18 protein-coding genes are annotated in these 20,460 nt (G+C 61.7%); 12 read left to right on the top strand and 6 right to left on the bottom strand.

Annotated elements, in window-relative coordinates; all coding sequences use genetic code 11:
* Nucleotides 1-20: 20 nt before the first annotated feature.
* From ASD58_RS18955 to ASD58_RS18960, 3 genes are read left to right on the top strand one after another with little or no spacing between them, the layout of a single operon-like run.
* Nucleotides 21-3,362 (top strand): pilus assembly protein, encoded by a 3,342-nt coding sequence (locus ASD58_RS18955; protein WP_057262772.1) that lies wholly within the window; start codon nt 21-23, stop codon nt 3,360-3,362.
* 51 nt (nt 3,363-3,413) lie between these two features.
* On the top strand, nt 3,414-3,587 hold the full coding sequence (locus ASD58_RS31350) for a hypothetical protein (protein ID WP_156401363.1): 174 nt from the start codon (nt 3,414-3,416) through the stop codon (nt 3,585-3,587).
* On the top strand, nt 3,584-4,705 hold the full coding sequence (locus tag ASD58_RS18960; RefSeq protein ID WP_057262773.1) for a hypothetical protein: 1,122 nt from the start codon (nt 3,584-3,586) through the stop codon (nt 4,703-4,705). Before ASD58_RS31350 ends, ASD58_RS18960 begins: the two co-directional genes overlap by 4 nt.
* A 45-nt stretch (nt 4,706-4,750) precedes the next feature.
* Here ASD58_RS18960 and ASD58_RS18965 read toward each other — a convergent pair whose 3' ends face one another.
* Together ASD58_RS18965 and ASD58_RS18970 are read right to left on the bottom strand one after the other, a co-directional pair.
* Nucleotides 4,751-5,395, bottom strand: a complete 645-nt coding sequence (locus ASD58_RS18965) for a CoA transferase subunit B (RefSeq protein WP_082565528.1) — start codon at nt 5,393-5,395, stop codon at nt 4,751-4,753.
* Nucleotides 5,396-5,407: 12 nt separating this feature from the next.
* Nucleotides 5,408-6,106 (bottom strand): CoA transferase subunit A, encoded by a 699-nt coding sequence (locus tag ASD58_RS18970; RefSeq protein ID WP_057262775.1) that lies wholly within the window; start codon nt 6,104-6,106, stop codon nt 5,408-5,410.
* Between the two features lie 82 nt (nt 6,107-6,188).
* On the opposite strand from ASD58_RS18970, the gene ASD58_RS18975 reads away from it, so the two are divergent.
* Complete coding sequence (locus ASD58_RS18975) at nt 6,189-6,734, top strand: PAS and helix-turn-helix domain-containing protein (RefSeq protein WP_057262776.1); 546 nt, start codon at nt 6,189-6,191, stop codon at nt 6,732-6,734.
* A 27-nt stretch (nt 6,735-6,761) separates the two neighbouring features.
* Here ASD58_RS18975 and ASD58_RS18980 read toward each other — a convergent pair whose 3' ends face one another.
* Entirely contained in the window at nt 6,762-7,538 is a 777-nt protein-coding gene (locus ASD58_RS18980; RefSeq protein WP_057262777.1) for an SDR family oxidoreductase, read from the bottom strand.
* A 211-nt stretch (nt 7,539-7,749) separates the two neighbouring features.
* On the opposite strand from ASD58_RS18980, the gene ASD58_RS18985 reads away from it, so the two are divergent.
* The 3 genes from ASD58_RS18985 (at nt 7,750) to ASD58_RS18995 (ending at nt 11,455) form a co-directional block, all read left to right on the top strand.
* Nucleotides 7,750-9,366, top strand: a complete 1,617-nt coding sequence (locus tag ASD58_RS18985; RefSeq protein ID WP_057263035.1) for an electron transfer flavoprotein-ubiquinone oxidoreductase — start codon at nt 7,750-7,752, stop codon at nt 9,364-9,366.
* A 173-nt stretch (nt 9,367-9,539) separates the two neighbouring features.
* Nucleotides 9,540-10,421 (top strand): flagellin, encoded by an 882-nt coding sequence (locus tag ASD58_RS18990; protein WP_057262778.1) that lies wholly within the window; start codon nt 9,540-9,542, stop codon nt 10,419-10,421.
* A gap of 74 nt (nt 10,422-10,495) precedes the next feature.
* The gene (locus ASD58_RS18995; RefSeq protein WP_200951629.1) at nt 10,496-11,455 is read left to right on the top strand and encodes a hypothetical protein; all 960 of its coding nucleotides are present in this window, start codon (nt 10,496-10,498) and stop codon (nt 11,453-11,455) included.
* Here ASD58_RS18995 and ASD58_RS19000 read toward each other — a convergent pair.
* Nucleotides 11,385-12,353 carry a LysR family transcriptional regulator gene (locus tag ASD58_RS19000; protein WP_057262779.1) on the bottom strand — a complete coding sequence of 323 codons (969 nt, stop codon included), beginning with the start codon at nt 12,351-12,353 and terminating at the stop codon, nt 11,385-11,387. The genes ASD58_RS18995 and ASD58_RS19000 overlap by 71 nt on opposite strands.
* 125 nt (nt 12,354-12,478) lie before the next feature.
* Between ASD58_RS19000 and gcl the strand changes: the two genes are divergently transcribed.
* The 5 genes from gcl to pyk are packed head-to-tail and all read left to right on the top strand — an operon-like array spanning nt 12,479 to nt 18,641.
* Nucleotides 12,479-14,221 carry a glyoxylate carboligase gene (gene gcl / locus ASD58_RS19005; RefSeq protein WP_057262780.1) on the top strand — a complete coding sequence of 581 codons (1,743 nt, stop codon included), beginning with the start codon at nt 12,479-12,481 and terminating at the stop codon, nt 14,219-14,221.
* A 9-nt stretch (nt 14,222-14,230) separates the two neighbouring features.
* Nucleotides 14,231-15,013: a hydroxypyruvate isomerase gene (gene hyi, locus ASD58_RS19010; RefSeq protein ID WP_057262781.1), complete on the top strand. Its 783-nt coding sequence runs from the start codon at nt 14,231-14,233 to the stop codon at nt 15,011-15,013.
* A gap of 17 nt (nt 15,014-15,030) precedes the next feature.
* Nucleotides 15,031-15,918, top strand: a complete 888-nt coding sequence (gene glxR, locus ASD58_RS19015; RefSeq protein WP_057262782.1) for a 2-hydroxy-3-oxopropionate reductase — start codon at nt 15,031-15,033, stop codon at nt 15,916-15,918.
* Nucleotide 15,919: 1 nt separating this feature from the next.
* Nucleotides 15,920-17,191 carry a glycerate kinase gene (locus tag ASD58_RS19020; RefSeq protein ID WP_057262783.1) on the top strand — a complete coding sequence of 424 codons (1,272 nt, stop codon included), beginning with the start codon at nt 15,920-15,922 and terminating at the stop codon, nt 17,189-17,191.
* A gap of 28 nt (nt 17,192-17,219) precedes the next feature.
* Nucleotides 17,220-18,641: a pyruvate kinase gene (pyk, locus tag ASD58_RS19025; protein WP_057262784.1), complete on the top strand. Its 1,422-nt coding sequence runs from the start codon at nt 17,220-17,222 to the stop codon at nt 18,639-18,641.
* Between the two features lie 55 nt (nt 18,642-18,696).
* Here pyk and guaD read toward each other — a convergent pair whose 3' ends face one another.
* Together guaD and uraH are read right to left on the bottom strand one after the other, a co-directional pair.
* Nucleotides 18,697-19,998, bottom strand: coding sequence for a guanine deaminase (guaD, locus tag ASD58_RS19030; protein ID WP_057262785.1), 1,302 nt, complete (start codon nt 19,996-19,998; stop codon nt 18,697-18,699).
* Between the two features lie 9 nt (nt 19,999-20,007).
* Nucleotides 20,008-20,361 (bottom strand): hydroxyisourate hydrolase, encoded by a 354-nt coding sequence (gene uraH, locus ASD58_RS19035; protein WP_057262786.1) that lies wholly within the window; start codon nt 20,359-20,361, stop codon nt 20,008-20,010.
* Nucleotides 20,362-20,460: the final 99 nt, after the last annotated feature.

Below are 20,460 nucleotides of genomic sequence, written 5' to 3' on the forward strand. Positions count from 1 at the left end.
CTTCTATTTGAGAGCCAGCCATGCAAAAAAAGCTATTGACCACCGTGGCCGCCAGCCTCGGTGCATGTGCCACCCTCCTGTCGTTCCCTGCTGGCGCTGACGACATCGATATTTTCACCGGCGCCTCCGCCGGTACCTCGATCAATCCGCGGATCCTGATCGTTCTGGACAATACGTCCAACTGGTCGCGCCAGGCGCAGAAATGGCCAGGCGGCCTGACCCAGGGCCAGTCCGAAGTGCGCGCCATCAAGAGCGCAATTGCCGGCCTGGACGACAAGGTCAACGTCGGCCTGTTCGAATTCGTCACCGACGGCAACGCCAACGACAACGGCGGCTTCGTGCGCTACCAGGTGCAGCCAATGAGCCCGTCGGCCAGGAACGGCTTCAACAACCGGCTCGACACCATCGACGTTGGCATTACCAGCCCGATCGAAAAGCGCAACTCCGGCACGATGTACGGCAACCTGATGTACGACGTGTACAACTACCTCGGTGGCCTGCCGGGCTACTCCGCCTCCAAGGGCGTAACGCCAAGCTCGATCGCCGACCCCGCCGGCTACGTCAGCAAGTGGGTGCCGTTCAAGTCCCCGTTGACGGATGACGCGAGCTGCGCCAAGACCATCGTCATCTTCGTCACCAACCCGGACCAGAGCGGCCCGACCAAGGACGATGCCGCGAATACCACCCAGTTGCAGAGCCTGGGCGGCAATACCAAGCAGCTTGGCTTGCCGAACTTCTCGACCCAGACTGTGCAGAGCATCACCAATATCGGCCAGACCAACGCCTGCTATTCGAGCCAGACCGCTGCCGCCGCCGAACTGAATACGGCGCCGTGGCCAACCACCTGCGGCAATTACACCGACGGCTGCCAGATCGGTTCCGCCCTGAACAACGGCACCAAGATCTGCCCGGTCGGCACCGCATCGTATGCAATCAACGGTGTCAACAGCACCGTAACCAACGTGCCGACTGGCGGCGAGACCACCGATGCCAACCCGTGGAACGCTGACGAATGGGCGCGCTTCATGCACGACAAGGGCGTACCGATCCCGGCCAGCTCGTTGAAGTCCAAGGTGACCTTCTACACCATCGACGTCTACAACGCGCAGCAGAACATCGAACACACCAAGCTGATGCTGAGCATGGCCAAGGCCGGCGGCGGCAAGTACTTCGCCGCCAAGAACCAGCAAGCGATCGTCGATGCACTGAACCAGATCATCGGCGAAGTGCTGGCAGTGAACTCCACTTTCGCGTCGACTTCGCTGCCGGTGAACTCCACCAACCGCTCGCAAAACCAGAACCAGGTCTTCATCGGCATGTTCCGCCCTGATCCGGATGCCAAGCCGCGCTGGTTCGGCAACCTGAAGCGTTACCAGTTGGTGGTGGATGGTTCGGACGTCAAGCTGGGCGATGCCAACGGCAACCTGGCGGTCAATGACAATACCGGCTTTATCACCGATTGCGCGCAAAGCTTCTGGACCGTCGAGAAAGGGGCGTACTGGGAAAAGCTCGGTATCAATCCTGACCCGGCAAGCGGTTGCAAGACCTTGTCGAAAGGTATTTCGCCCTACTCCGATGCGCCGGATGGTCCATCGGTCGAAAAAGGCGCGATCGCGCAGATGCTGCGCAACGGCAATAATCCTGGCAACACCGGCACGCCGACCTATGCAGTCAGCCGCACGCTGTACACCCGCACCGCCGGCGGCGCTACGCTGGTGCCGTTCAACGCCGCCAACAGCGGTCTGTCGAGCGACCTGGTCAACTTCATCAAGGGCGCCGACGTCACGCAGGAACGCAGCGCGGATACCACCCTCACCCGCCCATCGATACACGGCGATGTGATCCACTCGCGTCCGCTGCCGCTGGCTTATGACGACAATAATGTCTTCGTGTTCTACGGTTCCAACGACGGCTTCTTCCGCGCCGTCGATGCCAGCAACGGCAAGGAACGCTGGGCCTTTGTTGCGCCGGAATTCTTCAGCCGCCTGAGCCGCCTGAAAGACCAGTTGCCGCTGGTGAACTACCCGAACGTGGCAGGCCCGGGCGACGTATCGGCAGTCGGTAGCCCGAAAGACTACTTCTTCGATGGCTCCACCGGCGTGTACCAGAACCAGCCGCTCACGCCCAGCGATCCAAAGAAAGTCTGGATCTACCCGACCATGCGCCGCGGCGGCCGCATGGTGTACGGCATGGACGTTACCGACATCGACAACCCGCGCCTGATGTGGTCGGCCGGTTGCCCGAACCTGACCGACGACACCGGCTGCACCACCGGCTTTGATGGCATCGGCCAGACCTGGTCGGTTCCTGGCGTCGCCTTCATCAAGGGCTATTCGGCCACCCGTCCACTGATCCTGATGGGCGGCGGCTACGACAACTGCGAAGATGCCAACACCGGCGCACCAACCTGCGTCGCCGGCAAAGGCGGCTACGTCTACATCATGGACGCGGAATCCGGTTCCCTGGTGGCCAGCTTCAAGACCAAGCGCAGCGTTGTCGGCGATATTTCCATGGTCGACATCGACAACGATGGCAAGCCTGACTATGCCTACGCGGCCGATATGGGCGGCAACATCTACCGCATCGACTTCATCGACAGCCCGACCACCAAGGGCGCCCTGAGCTCCAACAATTGGCGCATGTATCGCGTGGCCTACACCAACGAGGCCAGCAGCCCGCGCAAGTTCATGTTTGGCCCGGCACTGCTGTACACCAAAGGCTTCGTCTACGTGGCCCTGGGCAGCGGCGACCGCGAGCACCCATTGTCATGGCAGTACCCATACGACTCGACCACCAACCGCTTCTACGTGGCGCTGGACGACCTGTCGCTCAAGCCGGCGACCGACGACGCAGGCCTGAACATGGACGCCAGCCTGACCAACAGCACCTCGCCAACCGACTGCAACGCGCCAAACGTGCTGCCGAACGGCAGCAGCCGCGGCTGGTTCATGGGCCTGCAGAAGGGCGAGCAGGTTGTGACCTCGTCCCTGATCGTGGGCGGCACCGTCATGTTCAGTACCAACCGTCCAATCGTTGGCAATGCAGCCAGCTGCTCCACCGCCCTGGGTGAGGCGCGCGGCTATGTGGTCAACCTGTTCAACGCTTCCGGCGCAATCGGCAGCGACGGCTTCTGCGGCGGCAACCGCTCCTCCGCCTTTGCTGGCGGCGGCTTGCCTCCTTCGCCGGTGATGGCCACCGGCGTGGAAGTCCATGGCGACCCGCGTGACCCTAACTCCCCGACCCGCCGCGTTTCGGTGGTGATTGGCTCCGGCTACACCCCTTCGGCGATTAACTCCGCTCCGGTCAAGCCGAAAATCGCTTCGGTCCGCAAACGTAAATACACATACGTTAAGGGGCAGTAAGCCACAAGGGGACGCTTCGGCGTCCCCTTCTTCTTCGTGCTACAGTGTGGCATGCACATTTCCAGCTTTACAACCGCCCTGCACCAGGGCCGCGGCAGCGCCTTCCTCCACCTGCACGACTTTCCATCGGACGAACTGTTCGACATCCTCCTCGATGCTTGCCTGCACAACCGGCGTTTGACCGTCAGTGCGAAGGGCCGCGCGCAGCTTGGCTGCATACCTTGATTGCCCACGAAGACAGACTATGCGCCGCAGTCCTCGAAGCCTTTGAAAACCCCGTCGAAGAACAAGACTGCTTCCAGGTCGCCAACCTGGTAGGCCTGTTTGCCAGGAATGGCAATCCAGAGGCGGCAGCCGCACTGCGCCACTCATGGGCCGAAAACGACCTCGCAGGCGAGACTGCAATCATTGCGCTGGACGGTGTGCCGGCGGCGATCGAAGTCGTTCGCCGGCTTGGGCTGCTACTGATTGCCGATCCCGATGAATATGCCGACTCCCTCGAATTCCTGACCGATGACGCGCCATTGCGTGAACAGGTTCTCTCAGAATTGCTCAAGCTGGCGCCAGGCGATGCTGCAATCTCGGCCTACCTCAAACAGCACGAACGGCGGGCCGCCGAGCAAGCCGAGAATGAACAGCTGACCGACGAGCAGCGGCAACAGCAATGGATCGTGCACACTAGCAAGTTCATTTCCGAGAATCCTGCGGCGCGCATCATCGAACTTGCCAGGCAGCCGGGCAAAGGCCAGCACTTTCTGTTCTCACGATTTGGGCGGCAAGCGCCCGACTCCGAACGCCAGGCAATACTGCAAGCTCTTGCATCCGAACCCGATCCCAAGGTACAGCGTTGGCTGCTCGGCGTATTCCGAGCGGAAGGGCTGCATGAATGGGACGACGCTGTCTGGAAACTCGCTCACAGTGAAATTGAGGATGTACGCTTTGCCGCAATCCGTGCTTTGGTATTGCTCAAGGATGACCGGCTCGGTGAATTTGCAAGGCGCAGGATTGGCGATGGCCACATTTCCGCCAAGAGCTGCGATGCAATCCAATTGTTCACAAATCACTACCATCCAGGCGACGAGCTCCTCATACTTAAAGCCCTGGAACGCGCGAATACGGACACCGAAGGCATGCATCGCCTTGGCCTGAGCGCCCTTCGCGTGTGCGAAGCGAACCCGGACACGCGCCTGGCCCAGGTAGCGATCTTCATCTACCGCACCAATCCCTGCACGCTATGCCGGCGGGATATCGTCGAATGGATGAAGGACATGGACTGCCTGCCCGACTGGATTGCCAACGAATGCCGCTACGACGCATTGGACGAAACCCGCGCACTGGTATAAAAAAAGGGACGCCGCAGCGCCCCCTTTCTCCCTTCAGCCAATCGTTCAGGCGAACGACAGCTCCACGCCGGAAGCAGCGGCAATTTCTTCGCGCGTGACGCCAGGCGCCATTTCAGTCACCTTGACGCCGGTCGGAGTCACCTCCATCACGCCCAGGTCGGTAATGATCATGTCGACCACGCCGACGCCGGTCAGCGGCAGGTCGCATTTCTTCAGCAGCTTGTGCGAAGTCGAGCCATCCTTGGCGGTGGCGACGTGCTCCATCAGCACCACCACTTTCTTGACGCCGGCCACCAGGTCCATCGCGCCGCCCATGCCCTTCACCATTTTGCCCGGGATCATCCAGTTGGCCAGGTCGCCCTTTTCCGATACCTGCATCGCACCGAGGATCGCCAGGTTGATCTTGCCGCCGCGGATCATCGCGAACGAATCGGCCGAACTGAAATAAGCGGCGCCCGGCAGTGCAGTCACGGTCTGCTTGCCGGCGTTGATCAGGTCCGCATCCACTTCTGCTTCGGTCGGGAACGGGCCGATGCCCAGCAAGCCGTTTTCCGACTGCAGGAACACTTCGATATTCTGCGGCACATAGTTGGCCACCAGGGTCGGCAAGCCGATGCCCAGGTTCACATAGAAGCCATCCTGCAGCTCTTTCGCCGCGCGTGCGGCCATTTCATCACGAGTCCATGCCATGTTGTCTTCTCCTTAGTTGGCACGCACGGTGCGCTGTTCGATGCGTTTTTCCGGGGTGGCGTTGAGCACGATGCGGTGCACGTAGATGCCCGGCAGGTGCACGGCGTCCGGATCGATGGCGCCCACTTCCACGATTTCTTCCACTTCCACCACGCAGACCTTGCCGGCGGCAGCCACGTTCGGGTTGAAGTTACGGGAGGTTTTGCGGAATACCAGGTTGCCCGACTTGTCGGCCTTCCAGGCTTTGACAAGGGATACGTCGGCCACCAGCGAACGCTCCATCACATATTGTTCGCCGTCGAATTCGCGGATTTCCTTGCCGTCGGCGACGATGGTGCCGACGCCGGTCTTGGTGAAGAAGGCCGGAATGCCGGCACCACCGGCGCGCAGCTTTTCAGCCAGTGTGCCTTGCGGAGTGAATTCAAGTTCCAGTTCGCCGGCCAGGAACTGGCGCGCGAATTCCTTGTTCTCGCCCACGTAGGAGGAGATCATCTTCTTGATCTGGCGGGTCTCCAGCAACTGGCCCAGGCCGAAGCCGTCCACGCCGGCGTTGTTGGAAATCGCGGTCAGGCCGGTGGCGCCGCTATCGCGCAGCGCAGCGATCAGGGCTTCCGGGATGCCGCACAGGCCGAAACCGCCGACCGCAATGGTTTGGCCGTCGGCCACGATGCCGGCCAGGGCGGCCTTGGCATCCGGGTAAATCTTGTTCATTATGTCTCCTTGTTCAAATGGCCAGAAGGCGATTGAGGATAGAATACGCCCGCCCAAACATCAATACCGTAGAAATACCGCAATGCCGATCAATTACGAGTCCATCTTCAAATTCGCCCCGGTAGGCATGTGCGTTTCCCACAGCCGCGTGATCCAGGCCAGTAACGATGCGCTGGCGGCGATGTTCGGCTACGGCGCGGGTGCCCTGGATGGGCAGTCGTTCCAGGTCTTGTATCCGACCCAGGACGAATACCTGCGCACCGGGGACCGCATCATCCCTATCATGAATGCCAAGGGGCGCTATTCGGACGAACGCATCATGCGCCGCGCCAATGGGGAATTGTTCTGGTGCCACGTGACCGGGCGCGCGCTCGATACGGCCCAGCCGCTGGGCGCAGGCATCTGGACGTTTGAGGACGTGTCGGAGCAGAGGCCGGTTTCCGCCGCCCTCACGCCGCGTGAACGGGAAATTGCGGCGCTGCTGGTGGAGGGCAAGACCAGCAAGATGATTGCGCGAGATGCCGGCTTGTCGCCGCGGACGGTGGAAATGCACCGGGCCAGGTTGATGCGCAAGTTCGGGGCGGCGACGGCGACGGAGCTTGTTCATAAGCTGGCTGGGGCGCGCTGAAAACCGGTAAACCGGGGTCTGACGGTTCTAACCGGCCATCATCCCGTCGTCGGCAGAAATGATCGCGCCATTGATAAAGTGCGCCTCATCCCCCGCCAGCAGCAGCAATAGCCCATCCAGATCCTCCGGCTTGCCGGCCCGCTTGCGAGGCAGCATATCAATCAGCCGCTTGCCCTGGTCGCTGGCGAAGTAATCCTCATTGATCTCGGTTTCGATATAGCCGGGGCAAATGGCATTGGTGTTAATGCCATACTTGCCCCACTCCACCGCCATGGCCTTGGTCATCTGCACCACGCCTGCCTTGCTCATGCAGTACACCCCGATCTGCGGCAGCACGCGCAGTCCTGCCACGGAGGCGATATTGATAATCCGGTGCTGCTTGCGAGAGTCGCCCTTGGCCCGCGCAATCATGCGCTTGGCCGTTTCCTGTGCCACGAAAAAGGCTCCGCGCAGGTTGCAGTCCATGACAAAGTCATAATCCTCCGGCGACACATCAAGCAAACGTTGCGTCATTGATACACCGGAATTATTGACCAGGATGTCGATCGGGCCCGCCTCGGTTTCAGCATGGGCGATGGCCGATTTGATGCTCGCGTAGTCGGTCACGTCCAACGTGACCACATGGGCAGCACCGCCATCGGCTTCGATTTCGGCACGCAGTTCTTTCAGGCGTTCGATGCGGCGCGAGGCCAGCACCACCTGGCAACCTGCCTTGGCCAGCACCTTGGCAAAACGGGCACCAAGACCGCTGGAGGCGCCCGTGATCAGGGCGATTTTGCCCTCAAAATTTACTTCGATCCCCACCGGCTACTCCTTTTGATTCTGTCCCGACATCATGACACAAAAAACCTCCTTATTAGATTGCCACGTCTAATATTAGCCCTCACAATGGCGCCACCGTTGCAATACCCCGGAAAAAAGAGCACACTCGTTCTATTTCCAGCATCGAATTTCCCATCATTCTTACAAAAACACTATGAGCAACCTTGTAGAACAGTACGGCCCGCGCGAGGCAATGGAGTACGACGTTGTGATCGTTGGCGGCGGCCCTGCTGGCCTGTCGGCAGCGATCAAGATCAAGCAACTGAATCCGGATACTTCCGTGGTTGTGCTGGAAAAAGGCGGCGAACTCGGCGCCCATATCCTGTCCGGCGCGGTGATGGACCCGAAAGCACTCACCGAACTGATCCCTGATTGGAAAGAGCTGGGCGCTCCGCTGAACACCGCCGTGACCGAAGACCGCGTGCTGTTTCTGACCGAGACCAAGGCTTTCAAGACCCCCAACTTCATGCTGCCGAAGTGTTTCGAGAACCACGGCAATTATGTCATTTCGCTGGGCAATGTGGTGCGCTGGCTGGGCCAGCAGGCGGAAGCCCTGGGCGTGGAAATCTTCCCTGGCTTCACCGGCGCCGAAATCCTGTACAACGATGACGGTTCGGTCAAAGGTGTTGCCACCGGCAATATGGGCGTGAAGCGCGATGGCGAACCTGGCCCTGACTTCCAGCTCGGCATGGAACTGCACGGCAAGTACACCCTGTTCGCCGAAGGTGCGCGTGGCCACCTGGGCAAGCAGTTGATGGCCAAGTACGACCTGAACAAGGGCAAGGATCCACAGTCCTATGGCATCGGCATCAAGGAACTGTGGGAAATCGATCCGGCCAAGCACCAGCCTGGCCTGGTGATTCACACCACCGGCTGGCCGCTGGACACCAAGACTTACGGCGGCTCCTTCCTGTACCACCTGGAAAACAACCAGGTCATGATCGGCTACGTGGTGGGCCTGGATTACGAGAATCCATACCTGTCGCCCTACGAAGAATTCCAGCGCTACAAGACCCACCCGGAAATCCGCACCTTCCTCGAGGGCGGCAAGCGTATCTCCTATGGTGCGCGCGCCATTACCGCCGGCGGCCTGCAGTCGCTGCCTAAGCTGGTGTTCCCGGGCGGCGCGCTGATCGGCTGTGACGCCGGTTTCCTGAACATGAGCCGCATCAAAGGCTCGCACGCTGCGATCAAATCCGGCATGCTGGCTGCGGAAGCCGTGGTGGCAGCGCTGGGCGCCGGCCGCTCGGCTGACGAACTGGCCGCCTACCCGACCGCCTTCGAACAGTCCTGGCTGCACGAAGAGCTGCACGTGGCGCGTAACGTCAAGCCATGGCTGAAGAAGGGCCTGTACCTGGGCTCCCTGATGACCGGCATCGACCAGATCGTGTTCCGCGGCAAGGCGCCGTGGACCCTGCACCATTCGACCCCGGACCACGCCTGCCTGCGCCCTGCTTCCGAGTTCAGCCCAATCACCTATCCGAAGCCGGATGGCAAGCTGACCTTCGACCGCCTGTCGTCGGTGTTCATCTCGAATACCAACCACGCCGAAGACCAGCCGATCCACCTGACGCTGAAAGACAATTCGGTGCCGGTGAATGTCAACCTTGCCAAATTTGCAGGCCCGGAATCGCGCTACTGCCCGGCCGGCGTCTACGAATTCGTCAAGACCGACGAAGGCCAGGACCGCCTGCAGATCAACGCGCAGAACTGCGTCCATTGCAAGACTTGCGATATCAAGGACCCGACCCAGAACATCGTCTGGATCACGCCAGAGGGCGGCGGCGGTCCGAACTACCCAAATATGTAAGATCCAAGGGGGCTTCGGCCCCCTTTTTCATGGTCACCCTGGCAAGGACCCAAAAAAAATCAAAAAAATTTCCACTCGGCATTTAATGCTCCCGGTCCCACGGTCGTCTTGTACTTCTGAGAGCGCAGAAAAAGACCCGCTGCTCGATTTGAACCAACCACCCAGGAGTTATCATGCTGAGCCTTCACACCAACGCAGCGGCCCTGTCCGCCCAAAACTCGATCTCCCGCACCCAGACCGGCCTGTCGACTTCGATGACCCGCCTGAGCACCGGCTTCCGTATCAACTCGGCAATGGACGACGCTGCCGGCCTGCAGATTGCAACCCGTCTGAAAACCCAGACCAGCGGCATGACCGTGGCAATGCGCAACACCCAGAACTCGATCTCCCTGATGCAAACCGCTGAAGGCGCACTGGACGAATCGACCAACATCCTGAACCGCATGAAAGACCTGGCAACCCAGGCAGCCGACGATTCCTCCACCTCCGCTGACCGTACCGCGATGCAGAAGGAATTCGACACCCTGACCGACGAACTGTCGAACATCGTTGCCAACACCAAGTTCGGCGGCACCACCCTGTTCAACAGCGCCGGCGGCAAGCTGACCGCAGCCCTGAAGTTCCAGATCGGTGCTGACTCGACCGAAACCATGACCGGCGACTTCACCACCGAACTGACCAAAGTCGGCACCGACGTGCTGGCAGCAGCAGCAGGTTTCGTCACCACCGGCGCCGGCGCCGCAGCTGGTTCCGAACTGGGTACCGCGACCTCCGTGGCAGCTAACGCCACCATCGGCAAGCTGGCAACCGCGATTGACTCGGTTGGCGCCCTGCGCTCGAAACTGGGTGCTGTGTCGAACCGCCTGGACCACGTCTACAACAACTTGTCCAACATCTCGACCAACACCAAGAACGCAACCGGCCGCATCATGGACGTTGACTTCGCATCCGAATCCGCTTCGATGACTTCGTCGCAGATGCTGCTGCAAGCCGGCACCGCCATGCTGAAGCAGTCCAACAGCCAGTCGTCCCTGGTCCTGTCCCTGCTGCAGTAATCCCGCAGGTGGCCTGAGAAAGCCAACCGTGCGCGGTTGGCTTTTTTTATATCGCCGTATTACTATCAGTTTGTATGGCAATCGATCGCGTCACTCCTTCCAATCCGAGCCTGAGCATCCACGACCGCCAGGTCCGGGAGAATCCTGGCCAGGTCAATGCCCAGCCGGTTCCGCCGGTTGCCCAGCCACCAGGCGATACGCCCGAGTTCGCGCTGCAAAGCGGCCTGCCCGCTTCCGTCGGTGCCCTGATCGAGGCAATGGAAGGTGCGCAGCAAAACCAGCTGGTGCGAAGCACGGCTGCCGCGGGCGCCACCATCGGCGCCCTGCTGTCGCAGGAAGCGCTGTCGATGCAGCCCAACCAGTTATTTCCCTTGCGCCAGATGGTCTGGCATACCCCCGACACCAATTTGCTGGCCGCGTCCTGGCAAGTCATGGTGCGCACCTACGGCGAGCAGCGCGCCGCCCTGCAACAGCAGAATGAAGGCCGCCATGTCCCTTCCAGCCTGTTCATGGCCGATCCGCCGCCGCCCGTGCTGCGCGATGGGCGCCCGTATCCGGGCCTGGTGTCCGAGCTGGATGCCTGGCGTTTCGCGGTCTACGCCTGGGGCGCCGAAAAGCTGACGCTGCGCGTGGTGGCGCGCGATCCGGGCCAGGAAGAAGGTCCGCCGGAACAGCGCCGCCGCCGTCCGCGCGTGGCGCTGCGCCTGGAAATGAACTTGCCCGACATCGGCAAGATTGTGGTTCAGATGGAGCCTTCAGAACTTGGCGTAGTGCTGGAAATCGGCGCCGCCAGCAATGAAGCGATGCAGCAGATGCGCGAGCTGTTGCCCCGCATCGCCACCATCATTGGCCAATGCGGCCTGCAGATCGTGCGCGCGCGCCTGATGCGCGAACTGACGCCGGTCAATCATCTCGACAACGACCCGTCGCGCACCCAGGTCGCGCTGCTCACGGCATCCCTGTTCAAGGCGATGGCGGAAGTAGCTGTGTTCCTGTCGCAGCCACGCTTGCCGGAACAAGCGCTGTCGGCCTAGTCCAGTAGCCCGGCTGCGCATAGACTTCCTTCAATTCGTCGATGAAGAAGCGTATCTTCGCCGGCAGATGCCTTTGCTGCAGGTAGACGGCCATGATGTCGTAATCGGGCAGCGCAAAATCATCCAGCACGGTAATCAGGCTGCCCTCCGCCAGTTGCGCCTGGATCTCCCACGTTGACCGCCATGCCAGTCCCAGGCTTTCGCACGCCCAGCGGTGCAGCAACTCGCCGTCGTTGCAGTCCAGGTTCCCCTGCACCCTTACCGTGACGGGCTTGCCGCCCTGCTGGAAGTACCAGCCGCGCTGCTGGCCGCCCTGCAGGTTGAAGGCCAGGCAGTTGTGCTGGGCCAGGTCGTCCAGCGTGCGCGGAATGCCGTGCCGCTCGAAGTATTCCGGTGTGCCGCATACAACACGGCGATTCTTTGCCAGCCGCACCGCCACGAAACTGGGGTCGATCACGCCGCCGATGCGGATGCCCAGGTCATAGCCTTCGCGCACCAGGTCGATCACCTGGTCGGTCAGGTTGAACGAGATCTGCACGTCGGGATTGGCGGCCAGAAAAGCCGGCGCGTGCGGTGCAACATGCTGGCGCCCGAACGAGGCCGGCGCGGACACGATCAGGTGGCCGGTCGCCTTGTGCCGCCCCTCCGAAATATTGCGCTCGGCGATGTCGAGGCCAGAGAGCAGCTTGCGGCAATCTTCGAGGAAGACATTGCCCTGCTCCGTCAGCGTCAAATGGCGCGTGGTGCGGTGCATCAGTTTTACCCCCAAACGCTTTTCCAGCGCGTCGATCCGGCGCCCCAGCATCACCGGCGTGATGTTCTGTTCCAGCGCGGCACGCGCCAGGCTGCCCTTCTCGACCACGGCCACGAAGGCCTCGATTTGCTTCAATTTGTCCATGCCTCGATTATTCCATACCCAGAGTATCGAATGAAACGATTTTTTGTCGTCTTATCAGGGGAACTCATCGCCTATAGCATACAAAACATCAACAACAGACTTTGCATGCATATCAGGAGACCACCATGGCAAAAATGACGGCAGCCGAAGCGGCTGTCCACGTACTGCAGAAGGAAGGCATTTCGGTCGCGTTCGGCGTGCCGGGCGCCGCCATCAATCCGCTGTACGCTGCACTGAAAAAGAACGGCAAGATCAAGCACATCCTGGGCCGCCACGTCGAAGGCGCCTCCCACATGGCTGAAGGCTACACCCGCGCTGCCCCTGGCAACATCGGTGTCTGCATCGGCACTTCCGGCCCGGCCGGCACCGACATGATCACCGGCCTGTACTCGGCGCAAGCGGACTCGATCCCGATCCTGTGCATCACCGGCCAGGCGCCGCGCGCCCGCCTGCACAAGGAAGATTTCCAGGCCGTGGACATCTCGTCCATCGCCAAACCGGTCACCAAGATGGCGACCACGGTCCTGGAACCGGCCCAGGTACCGCGCGTATTCCAGCAGGCCTTCCACCTGATGCGCTCCGGCCGTCCGGGCCCGGTGCTGATCGACCTGCCGTTCGACGTGATGATGGCGCAGATCGAATTCGATCCCGAGACCTACACCCCGCTCGACGCCTTCAAGCCGCGCGCCTCGCGTGCCCAGGTTGAAAAAGCGCTGGCGATGATGAACGACGCCGAGCATCCGCTGATCACCGCCGGCGGCGGCATCATCAACGCCAACGCATCCGCCCTGCTTCAGGAATTCGCCGAAATCGTCAACGTGCCGGTGATCCCGACCCTGATGGGCTGGGGTACCATCCCCGACGACCATCCGCTGATGGCGGGCATGGCCGGCCTGCAGACCAGCCACCGCTACGGCAACGCCACCGTGCTGGCCTCCGACTTCATCATCGGCATCGGCAACCGCTGGGCCAACCGGCACACCGGCTCGGTCGACGTGTTCACCGAAGGCCGCACCTTCGTGCACGTGGATATCGAGCCAACCCAGATCGGCCGCGTGTTCGGTCCTGACCTGGGCATCGTGTCCGACGCCGGCTATGCACTGGAACTGTTCATCGAGGTTGCCAGGGAATGGAAGGCCGCCGGCAAGCTGCGCGATCGCACCGGCTGGGTGGCGCAATGCCAGCATCGCAAGCGCACCATGCTGCGCCGTACCGACTACGACAACGTGCCGGTCAAGCCGCTGCGCGTCTACGAGGAAATGAACAAATACTTCGGCCGCAATACGCGCTATGTGTCCGCCATTGGCCTGTCGCAGATCGCCGCTGCGCAATTCCTGCACGTCTACCAGCCGCGCAACTGGATCAACTGTGGCCAGGCCGGCCCTCTGGGCTGGACCATTCCCGCCGCGCTGGGCGTGCGCGCATCCGATCCGACCACCGACATCGTGGCCATTTCGGGCGACTACGACTTCCAGTTCCTGATCGAAGAACTGGCCGTCGGCGCGCAATTCAAGCTGCCTTACATCCACGTGCTGGTGAATAACTCGTACCTGGGACTGATCCGCCAGTCGCAGCGCGGCTTCGACATGGACTTCTGCGTGCAACTGTCCTTCGAAAACGTGAATGCGCCCGAATTGAATGGCTACGGCGTCGACCACGTGGCCGTGGTGGAAGGCCTGGGCTGCAAAGCGATCCGCGTGCACCAGCCGGACGACATCATCCCGGCCTTCGAACAGGCCCGCGAACTGATGGCCAAGCACAGCGTGCCGGTCGTGGTGGAAGTGATCCTGGAGCGCGTGACCAACATCGCCATGGGCACCGAGATCAATGCCATCAACGAATTCAATGACATCATCGACGCCGCATAAGGAACTGCAATGCCAAAATTCGCTGCCAACCTGACCATGCTGTTCAACGAGCAGCCTTTCCTGGAACGCTTCGGCGCCGCCGCGCGCAATGGCTTCAAGGGAGTGGAGTTCCTGTTCCCCTACGAGTTCGAACCGCAACAGGTGCATGAGCAACTGGAGCGGCACAAGCTGGACATGGTGCTGCACAACCTCCCGGCCGGCAATTGGGCCGGCGGTGAACGCGGCATCGCCTGCCACCCGAACCGCATTCCGGAATTCGAGCAGGGCGTGGAAACTGCTCTCGCCTATGCCAGCGTGCTGGGCACCCAGCGCATCAACTGCCTGGCCGGCATCAAGCCGGACGGCGTGGCCGATGCTGATGCCCGCGCCACCCTGGTAAGCAACCTGAAGTTCGCGGCTGCGGCACTGAAGAAGGCCGGGATCCCGCTACTGATCGAGCCGATCAACACCTTCGACATCCCTGGCTTCTTCCTGTCCGGCACCCGCCAGGGACTGGACCTGATTGAGTCGGTGGGCTCGGATAACTTGTTCCTGCAGTACGACATCTACCACATGCAGCGCATGGAGGGCGAACTGGCCAACACGATCAAGAACCACCTGTCGGTCATCAAGCATATCCAGCTGGCCGACAATCCGGGCCGCTTCGAACCGGGCAGCGGCGAAATCAATTACCGCTACCTGCTCAACTTCCTCGACCAGGTCGGCTACGACGGCTGGGTGGGCTGCGAATACAAACCAAGGGCCGGCACCGAAGCAGGCCTGGGCTGGCGCGCTGAACTGGCCGCGCAATAACCAAAGGAGAAAGCATCATGCAAAAACTCGGATTCATTGGCCTCGGCATCATGGGCGGCCCTATGGCAGGACACCTGCAGGCAGCCGGCCACAAACTATACCTGCACGACGTGAAGAACCCGCCGGCCAACCTGGTCGACGGCGGCGCAACGGTCTGCACCTCGGCGATGGAAGTAGCGAAGCGCGCCGACATCATTTTCCTGATGGTGCCGGACACCCCGCAGGTGGAAGAAGTCCTGTTCGCCGAAGACGGCATTGCCGCCGGCCTGAGCGCCGGCAAGATCGTGGTCGACATGAGCTCCATCTCGCCGATCGCCACCAAGGAATTCGCCAGGAAGATCAACAAGAAGAGCTGCGCTTACCTGGATGCCCCGGTATCGGGCGGCGAAGTGGGCGCCAAGGCGGCCTCGCTGACCATCATGGTTGGCGGCCCGCAGGAGGCTTTCGACACCGTCAAGCCGCTATTTGACCTGATGGGCAAGAACATCACCCTGGTCGGGGGCAACGGCGACGGCCAGACCACCAAGGTCGCCAACCAGATCATCGTGGCGCTGAACATCCAGGCCGTGGCGGAAGCGCTGCTGTTCGCATCGAAAGCCGGCGCCGATCCTGCCAGGGTGCGTGAAGCGCTGATGGGCGGTTTCGCATCCTCGCGCATCCTGGAAGTGCACGGCGAGCGCATGGTGAAGCGCACCTTCAACCCTGGCTTCCGCATCGCACTGCACCAGAAGGATTTGAACCTGGCACTGCAAGGCGCCAAGGCCCTGGGCGTATCGCTGCCAAACACCTCGGCTACGCAGGAATTGATGAATGCCTGCGCCGCCAACGGCTTGTCAGGCCTCGACCACTCCGCGCTGTGCCAGGCAATCGAACTGATGTCCAACCACCGCATCGCACAGGCCTGATATGACGCCCGCACCAGCCCCACGCGAGCTCCTGCTCGACCTGTACAACGCAGCCATCGCTGCGGTCCATCCGCGCAACCTGGTGCAGGACTACCTGCCGCCGCCGCCCACCAACGGCAGGACGTTGGTGATCGGTGCCGGCAAAGGCGCCGCCGCCATGGCGCAAGCGGTGGAACAGAGCTGGCAAGGCCCGTTGTCCGGGCTGGTGGTAACCCGCTATGGCCATGGTGCGGACACGCAGCATATCGAAGTCGTGGAAGCATCCCATCCAGTGCCGGACGACGCCGGCCAGAAGGCAGCCGCACGCATGCTGGAAATGGTACAGGGCCTGACCGGGAACGACCTGGTGCTGTGCCTGATTTCCGGCGGCGGTTCGGCCCTCCTGGCGCTGCCGGCCGATGGCATCTCGCTGGCCGAGAAGCAGGCGCTGAACAAGGCGCTGCTGAAAAGTGGCGCCACCATCGGCGAGATGAATTGCGTGCGCAAGCACCTGTCCGCCATCAAGGGCGGGCGCCTGGCGCTGGCCTGCGGCAAGGCACGGGTGGTGACGCTGCTGATTTCGGACGTGCCGGGCGACGATCCGCGCGTGATCGCCAGCGGGCCGACCCTGCCCGACGCCACCACCAGCGCCGAAGCGCTGGCGATCTTGTGCAAGTACCGGATCGAGATCCCGAAAAGCGTCCTGGCACACCTGCAATCGGATGCCAGTGAGACGCCAAAACCCGGCGATGCCCGCTTCGGCGGTCACAGCCACCACGTCATCGCCACGGCCCAACATGCGCTGGAAGCTGCCGCTGCCAAGGCGCGCGCAGCCGGCATCACACCGTACATCCTGTCCGACGGGATTGAGGGCGAAGCACGCGACATTGGCCTGATGCATGCGGCCATGGCGCGCCAGGTGGCGGCGCGTAACCAGCCGTTCCAGCGCCCTTGCGTGATCCTTTCCGGCGGTGAGACCACGGTCACCGTGCGCGGCAACGGGCGCGGCGGTCGCAACGTCGAATTCCTGCTCAGCTTCGCGCTGGCCATGGAAGGCGCCACCGGCGTGCATGCTATCGCCTGCGACACCGACGGCATTGACGGCTCGGAAGATAATGCCGGCGCAGTCTACGCCCCGGATTCACTGGGCCGCGCCGAAGCGAAAGGCGTCAGCGGCAAGCACCTGCTGGCCAATAACGACGCTTACAGCTTCTTCAGCGCCCTGGACGACCTTGTGGTCAGCGGTCCGACCCGCACCAACGTGAACGACTTCCGCGCCATCCTGATTCTTTGATTCATTGAGAATAGAGAGAGACACCAATATGCGTCGCGAACGCAAAGCAAAAATCGTAGCAACCCTCGGCCCTGCAAGCAGTGAATACGCCACCATCAAGGCACTGTTCGAAGCAGGCGCCGACGTCTTCCGCTTCAACTTCAGCCACGGCAGCCATGCCGACCACCAGGCCCGCTACGGCATCGTGCGTGCCATCGAGAAGGAATTGGGCCGCCCGATCGCCATCCTGGCCGATTTGCAAGGCCCGAAGCTGCGCATCGGCCAGTTCGAAGGCGGCAAAGTGACGCTGGATGCCGGCGCCGAATTCCAACTGGACCTGGCGCCCGCGCTGGGCAGCGCCTCGCGCGTCCGCCTGCCCCACCCTGAACTGTTTGCAGCCGTCAGCGCCGGCCAGTCGCTTTTGCTGGACGACGGCCGCATCCGGCTGGAAGTCCTGGCCAGCGACGCCAGCACCATTCGCACCCGCGTGGTGGACGGCGGTGTGCTGTCGGACCGCAAAGGGGTCAACGTGCCGGATGCGGTGCTGCCGATCCCGGCCTTGACCGCCAAGGACAAGGCGGACCTGGAGTTCGCACTCGGGCTGGGCGTGGACTGGATCGCACTGTCCTTCGTGCAGCTACCGGAAGATGTGGCGCAGGCCAAGGAACTGGTGCAAGGCCGTGCCGGCGTGCTGTCCAAGCTGGAAAAACCAGCCGCCCTGGACCGGCTGGAGGAAATTGTCGGCGTATCCGATGCCATCATGGTGGCGCGCGGTGATCTCGGCGTTGAACTTCCTCCCGAACGCGTGCCCGGCGTGCAGAAACGCATCGTGCGCCTGTGCCGCAAGCACGGCAAGCCGGTGGTCGTCGCTACGCAGATGCTGGAATCGATGGTCAGTGCGCCAGTCCCGACCCGCGCGGAAGCTTCCGACGTCGCCAACGCCGTGTATGAAGGCGCGGACGCCGTGATGCTGTCGGCTGAATCGGCCAGCGGCGCCTATCCGGTGCAGGCGGTATCGATCATGGACCGCATCATTTCCGAAGTCGAGCGCGACCCGCTGTATCCAGCCGTGATCGAGGCCCAGCACCAGGCGCCGTTGCCGAACAAGGGCGATGCCATCAGCGCAGCCATGCGCGACGCGGCCCGAATCATGGGCGCCAAAGCGATGGTGGCATACACCACTTCGGGGCATAGCAGCCTGCGCACGGCACGCGAGCGCCCGATGGCACCAATTGTCAGCATCACTCCGAAGCCGGAGACGGCGCGCCGCCTGGCACTGGCCTGGGGCGTGCATAGCACCGTGAGCCAGGATGTGAACAGTGTGGATGAGATGGTGGCGGCAGCTTGCCGTACCGCGCTGCGTGAGGGATTTGTGAAGCCAGGCGACCAGATCGCCATCGCGGCAGGCACGCCATTCGGCCAGCCGGGCAGCACCAACCTCCTGCGCCTCGCCGAAATCTGGCCTCAATAAGTTTCAACGTACAGGCTTTCTCTTTTAACGCCGGTCCTCCAACCGGCGTCTTTTTTTATTCTCCGCGCTGATGTACTTGAACGCCTGCCGCATAGGTTGCAGCAATGGCGCGATCATCGCCCAGCAAGGCCATTGCAAACAGCAACTCCTCCAGGCTGTCGCAACGTGTAGTTCGGCGCTCCAGCAATGGCGTCGCCTTAGGATCGAGCACGATAAAGTCCGCCTCGGCGCCGGCCACGAAGTTACCCACTGTGCCTTCAAGCTGCATGCTGCGCGCTCCGCCCAGGGTCGCCATGTAGAACATGCGCAGTGCCGGCAAGTAGGTTCCTCCCATGCGCGCCACCTTGTAAGTTTCGTTCATGGTCTGCAGCATGGAGAACGAAGTGCCGCCGCCTACGTCGGTGGCCAGCGACAGCGCAACCTGCTGCCGGTCCGCAGCGGCGAAGTCGAACAACCCACTGCCCAGGAACAGGTTGGAAGTGGCACACATGGATATGGCAGTTCCGGTGGCCGCCATGCGCGCGCGGTCCTCGTTATCCAGCCAGATGCAATGCGCATACATCGAACGCGCTCGCAGCAATCCGTACTTGTCGTACACGTCCAGGTAACTGCGTGCATCAGGGAACAAAGACTTCACCCACGCCACTTCGTCCGCATTTTCCGCCACGTGCGTCTGCACGTAGGTATCCGGATACGCGCGCGCCAATTCGCCGCACATATGCATTTGGGCTTCGGTGGAAGTCGGAGCAAAACGTGGCGTGAGCGCGTACATATTGCGGCCCTTGTTGTGCCAGCGGTGAATCAGCTCCTCGCTTTCGCGCGCACCGGTTTCTGCCGTGTCCTGCAGGAAGCCCGGGCAATGGCGGTCCATCATCACCTTGCCCGCCGCCATACGCAGGTTGCGCGCTTCCGCTGCGCCGAAGAAGGCGTCCACCGATTCCGGATGAACGGTGCAGTACACCATGGCTGTCGTGGTGCCGCACCGAAGCAGCTCCCTGACAAAGAAGTCGGCCACCTCACCCGCATGTGCCGGGTCCTTGAACTGGCGCTCGGTGGGGAAAGTATAGGTATCCAGCCAAGGCAGCAGGCCTGGAGCCGGCGAGGCAATCATGTCCGTCTGCGGGTAGTGGATGTGGGTGTCGATAAAACCCGGCATGATGATCCTGCCGCGGTAGTCGCGCACCTGGGTTTCCGGCGGCAGCTTGCCCTTCAACTGCTGATAATCGCCGGCGGCCAGCACACGGCCGTCGCTGATCGCCAGCAGGCCATCTTCATGCCACGCATGTGCGCCAGCATTGAACGCCGGATCCGCCGTGAAGTGAAGGATGCTGGCACGAAAAGCTTTCAAAGTAGTCATGGCGCCTTCCTAGCTGCCGCGGTAAGTCGAATACGCCCACGGCGAGACCACGATTGGAACGTGGTAGTTCGCGTCCGTGTCCGCAATGCCAAAAGCGATGATCACCTCGTCGACGAAACGCGGTTGCGGCAGCGCCACGCCTTGCGCAGCAAAGTAGTCTCCTGCCGCAAAAACCAGTTCGTATTTGCCCGCCACGACCTCACCGCCAGTCAGCAAAGGCGTTTCGCAACGGCCGTCCTGGTTGGTAGTGTCGGTCTTCAACAACACTTTTGTGTTTCCCTCAACGCGGAAAAGCTTCACTTTTACGCCCGCGCCAGGCTTGCCCTGTGTGATATCCAGGACGTGTGTACTCAGTTTGCCCATATGGTCTCCTCTTGTGAATGAAGAAAATCATATACGGCAGGCCATTGCGATATATACACGGCGATGAATATCAACCATGACGTGCACGGACATAATCGG

This window comes from Duganella sp. Root1480D1, from assembly GCF_001427305.1.
GTDB lineage: Bacteria > Pseudomonadota > Gammaproteobacteria > Burkholderiales > Burkholderiaceae_D > Rugamonas.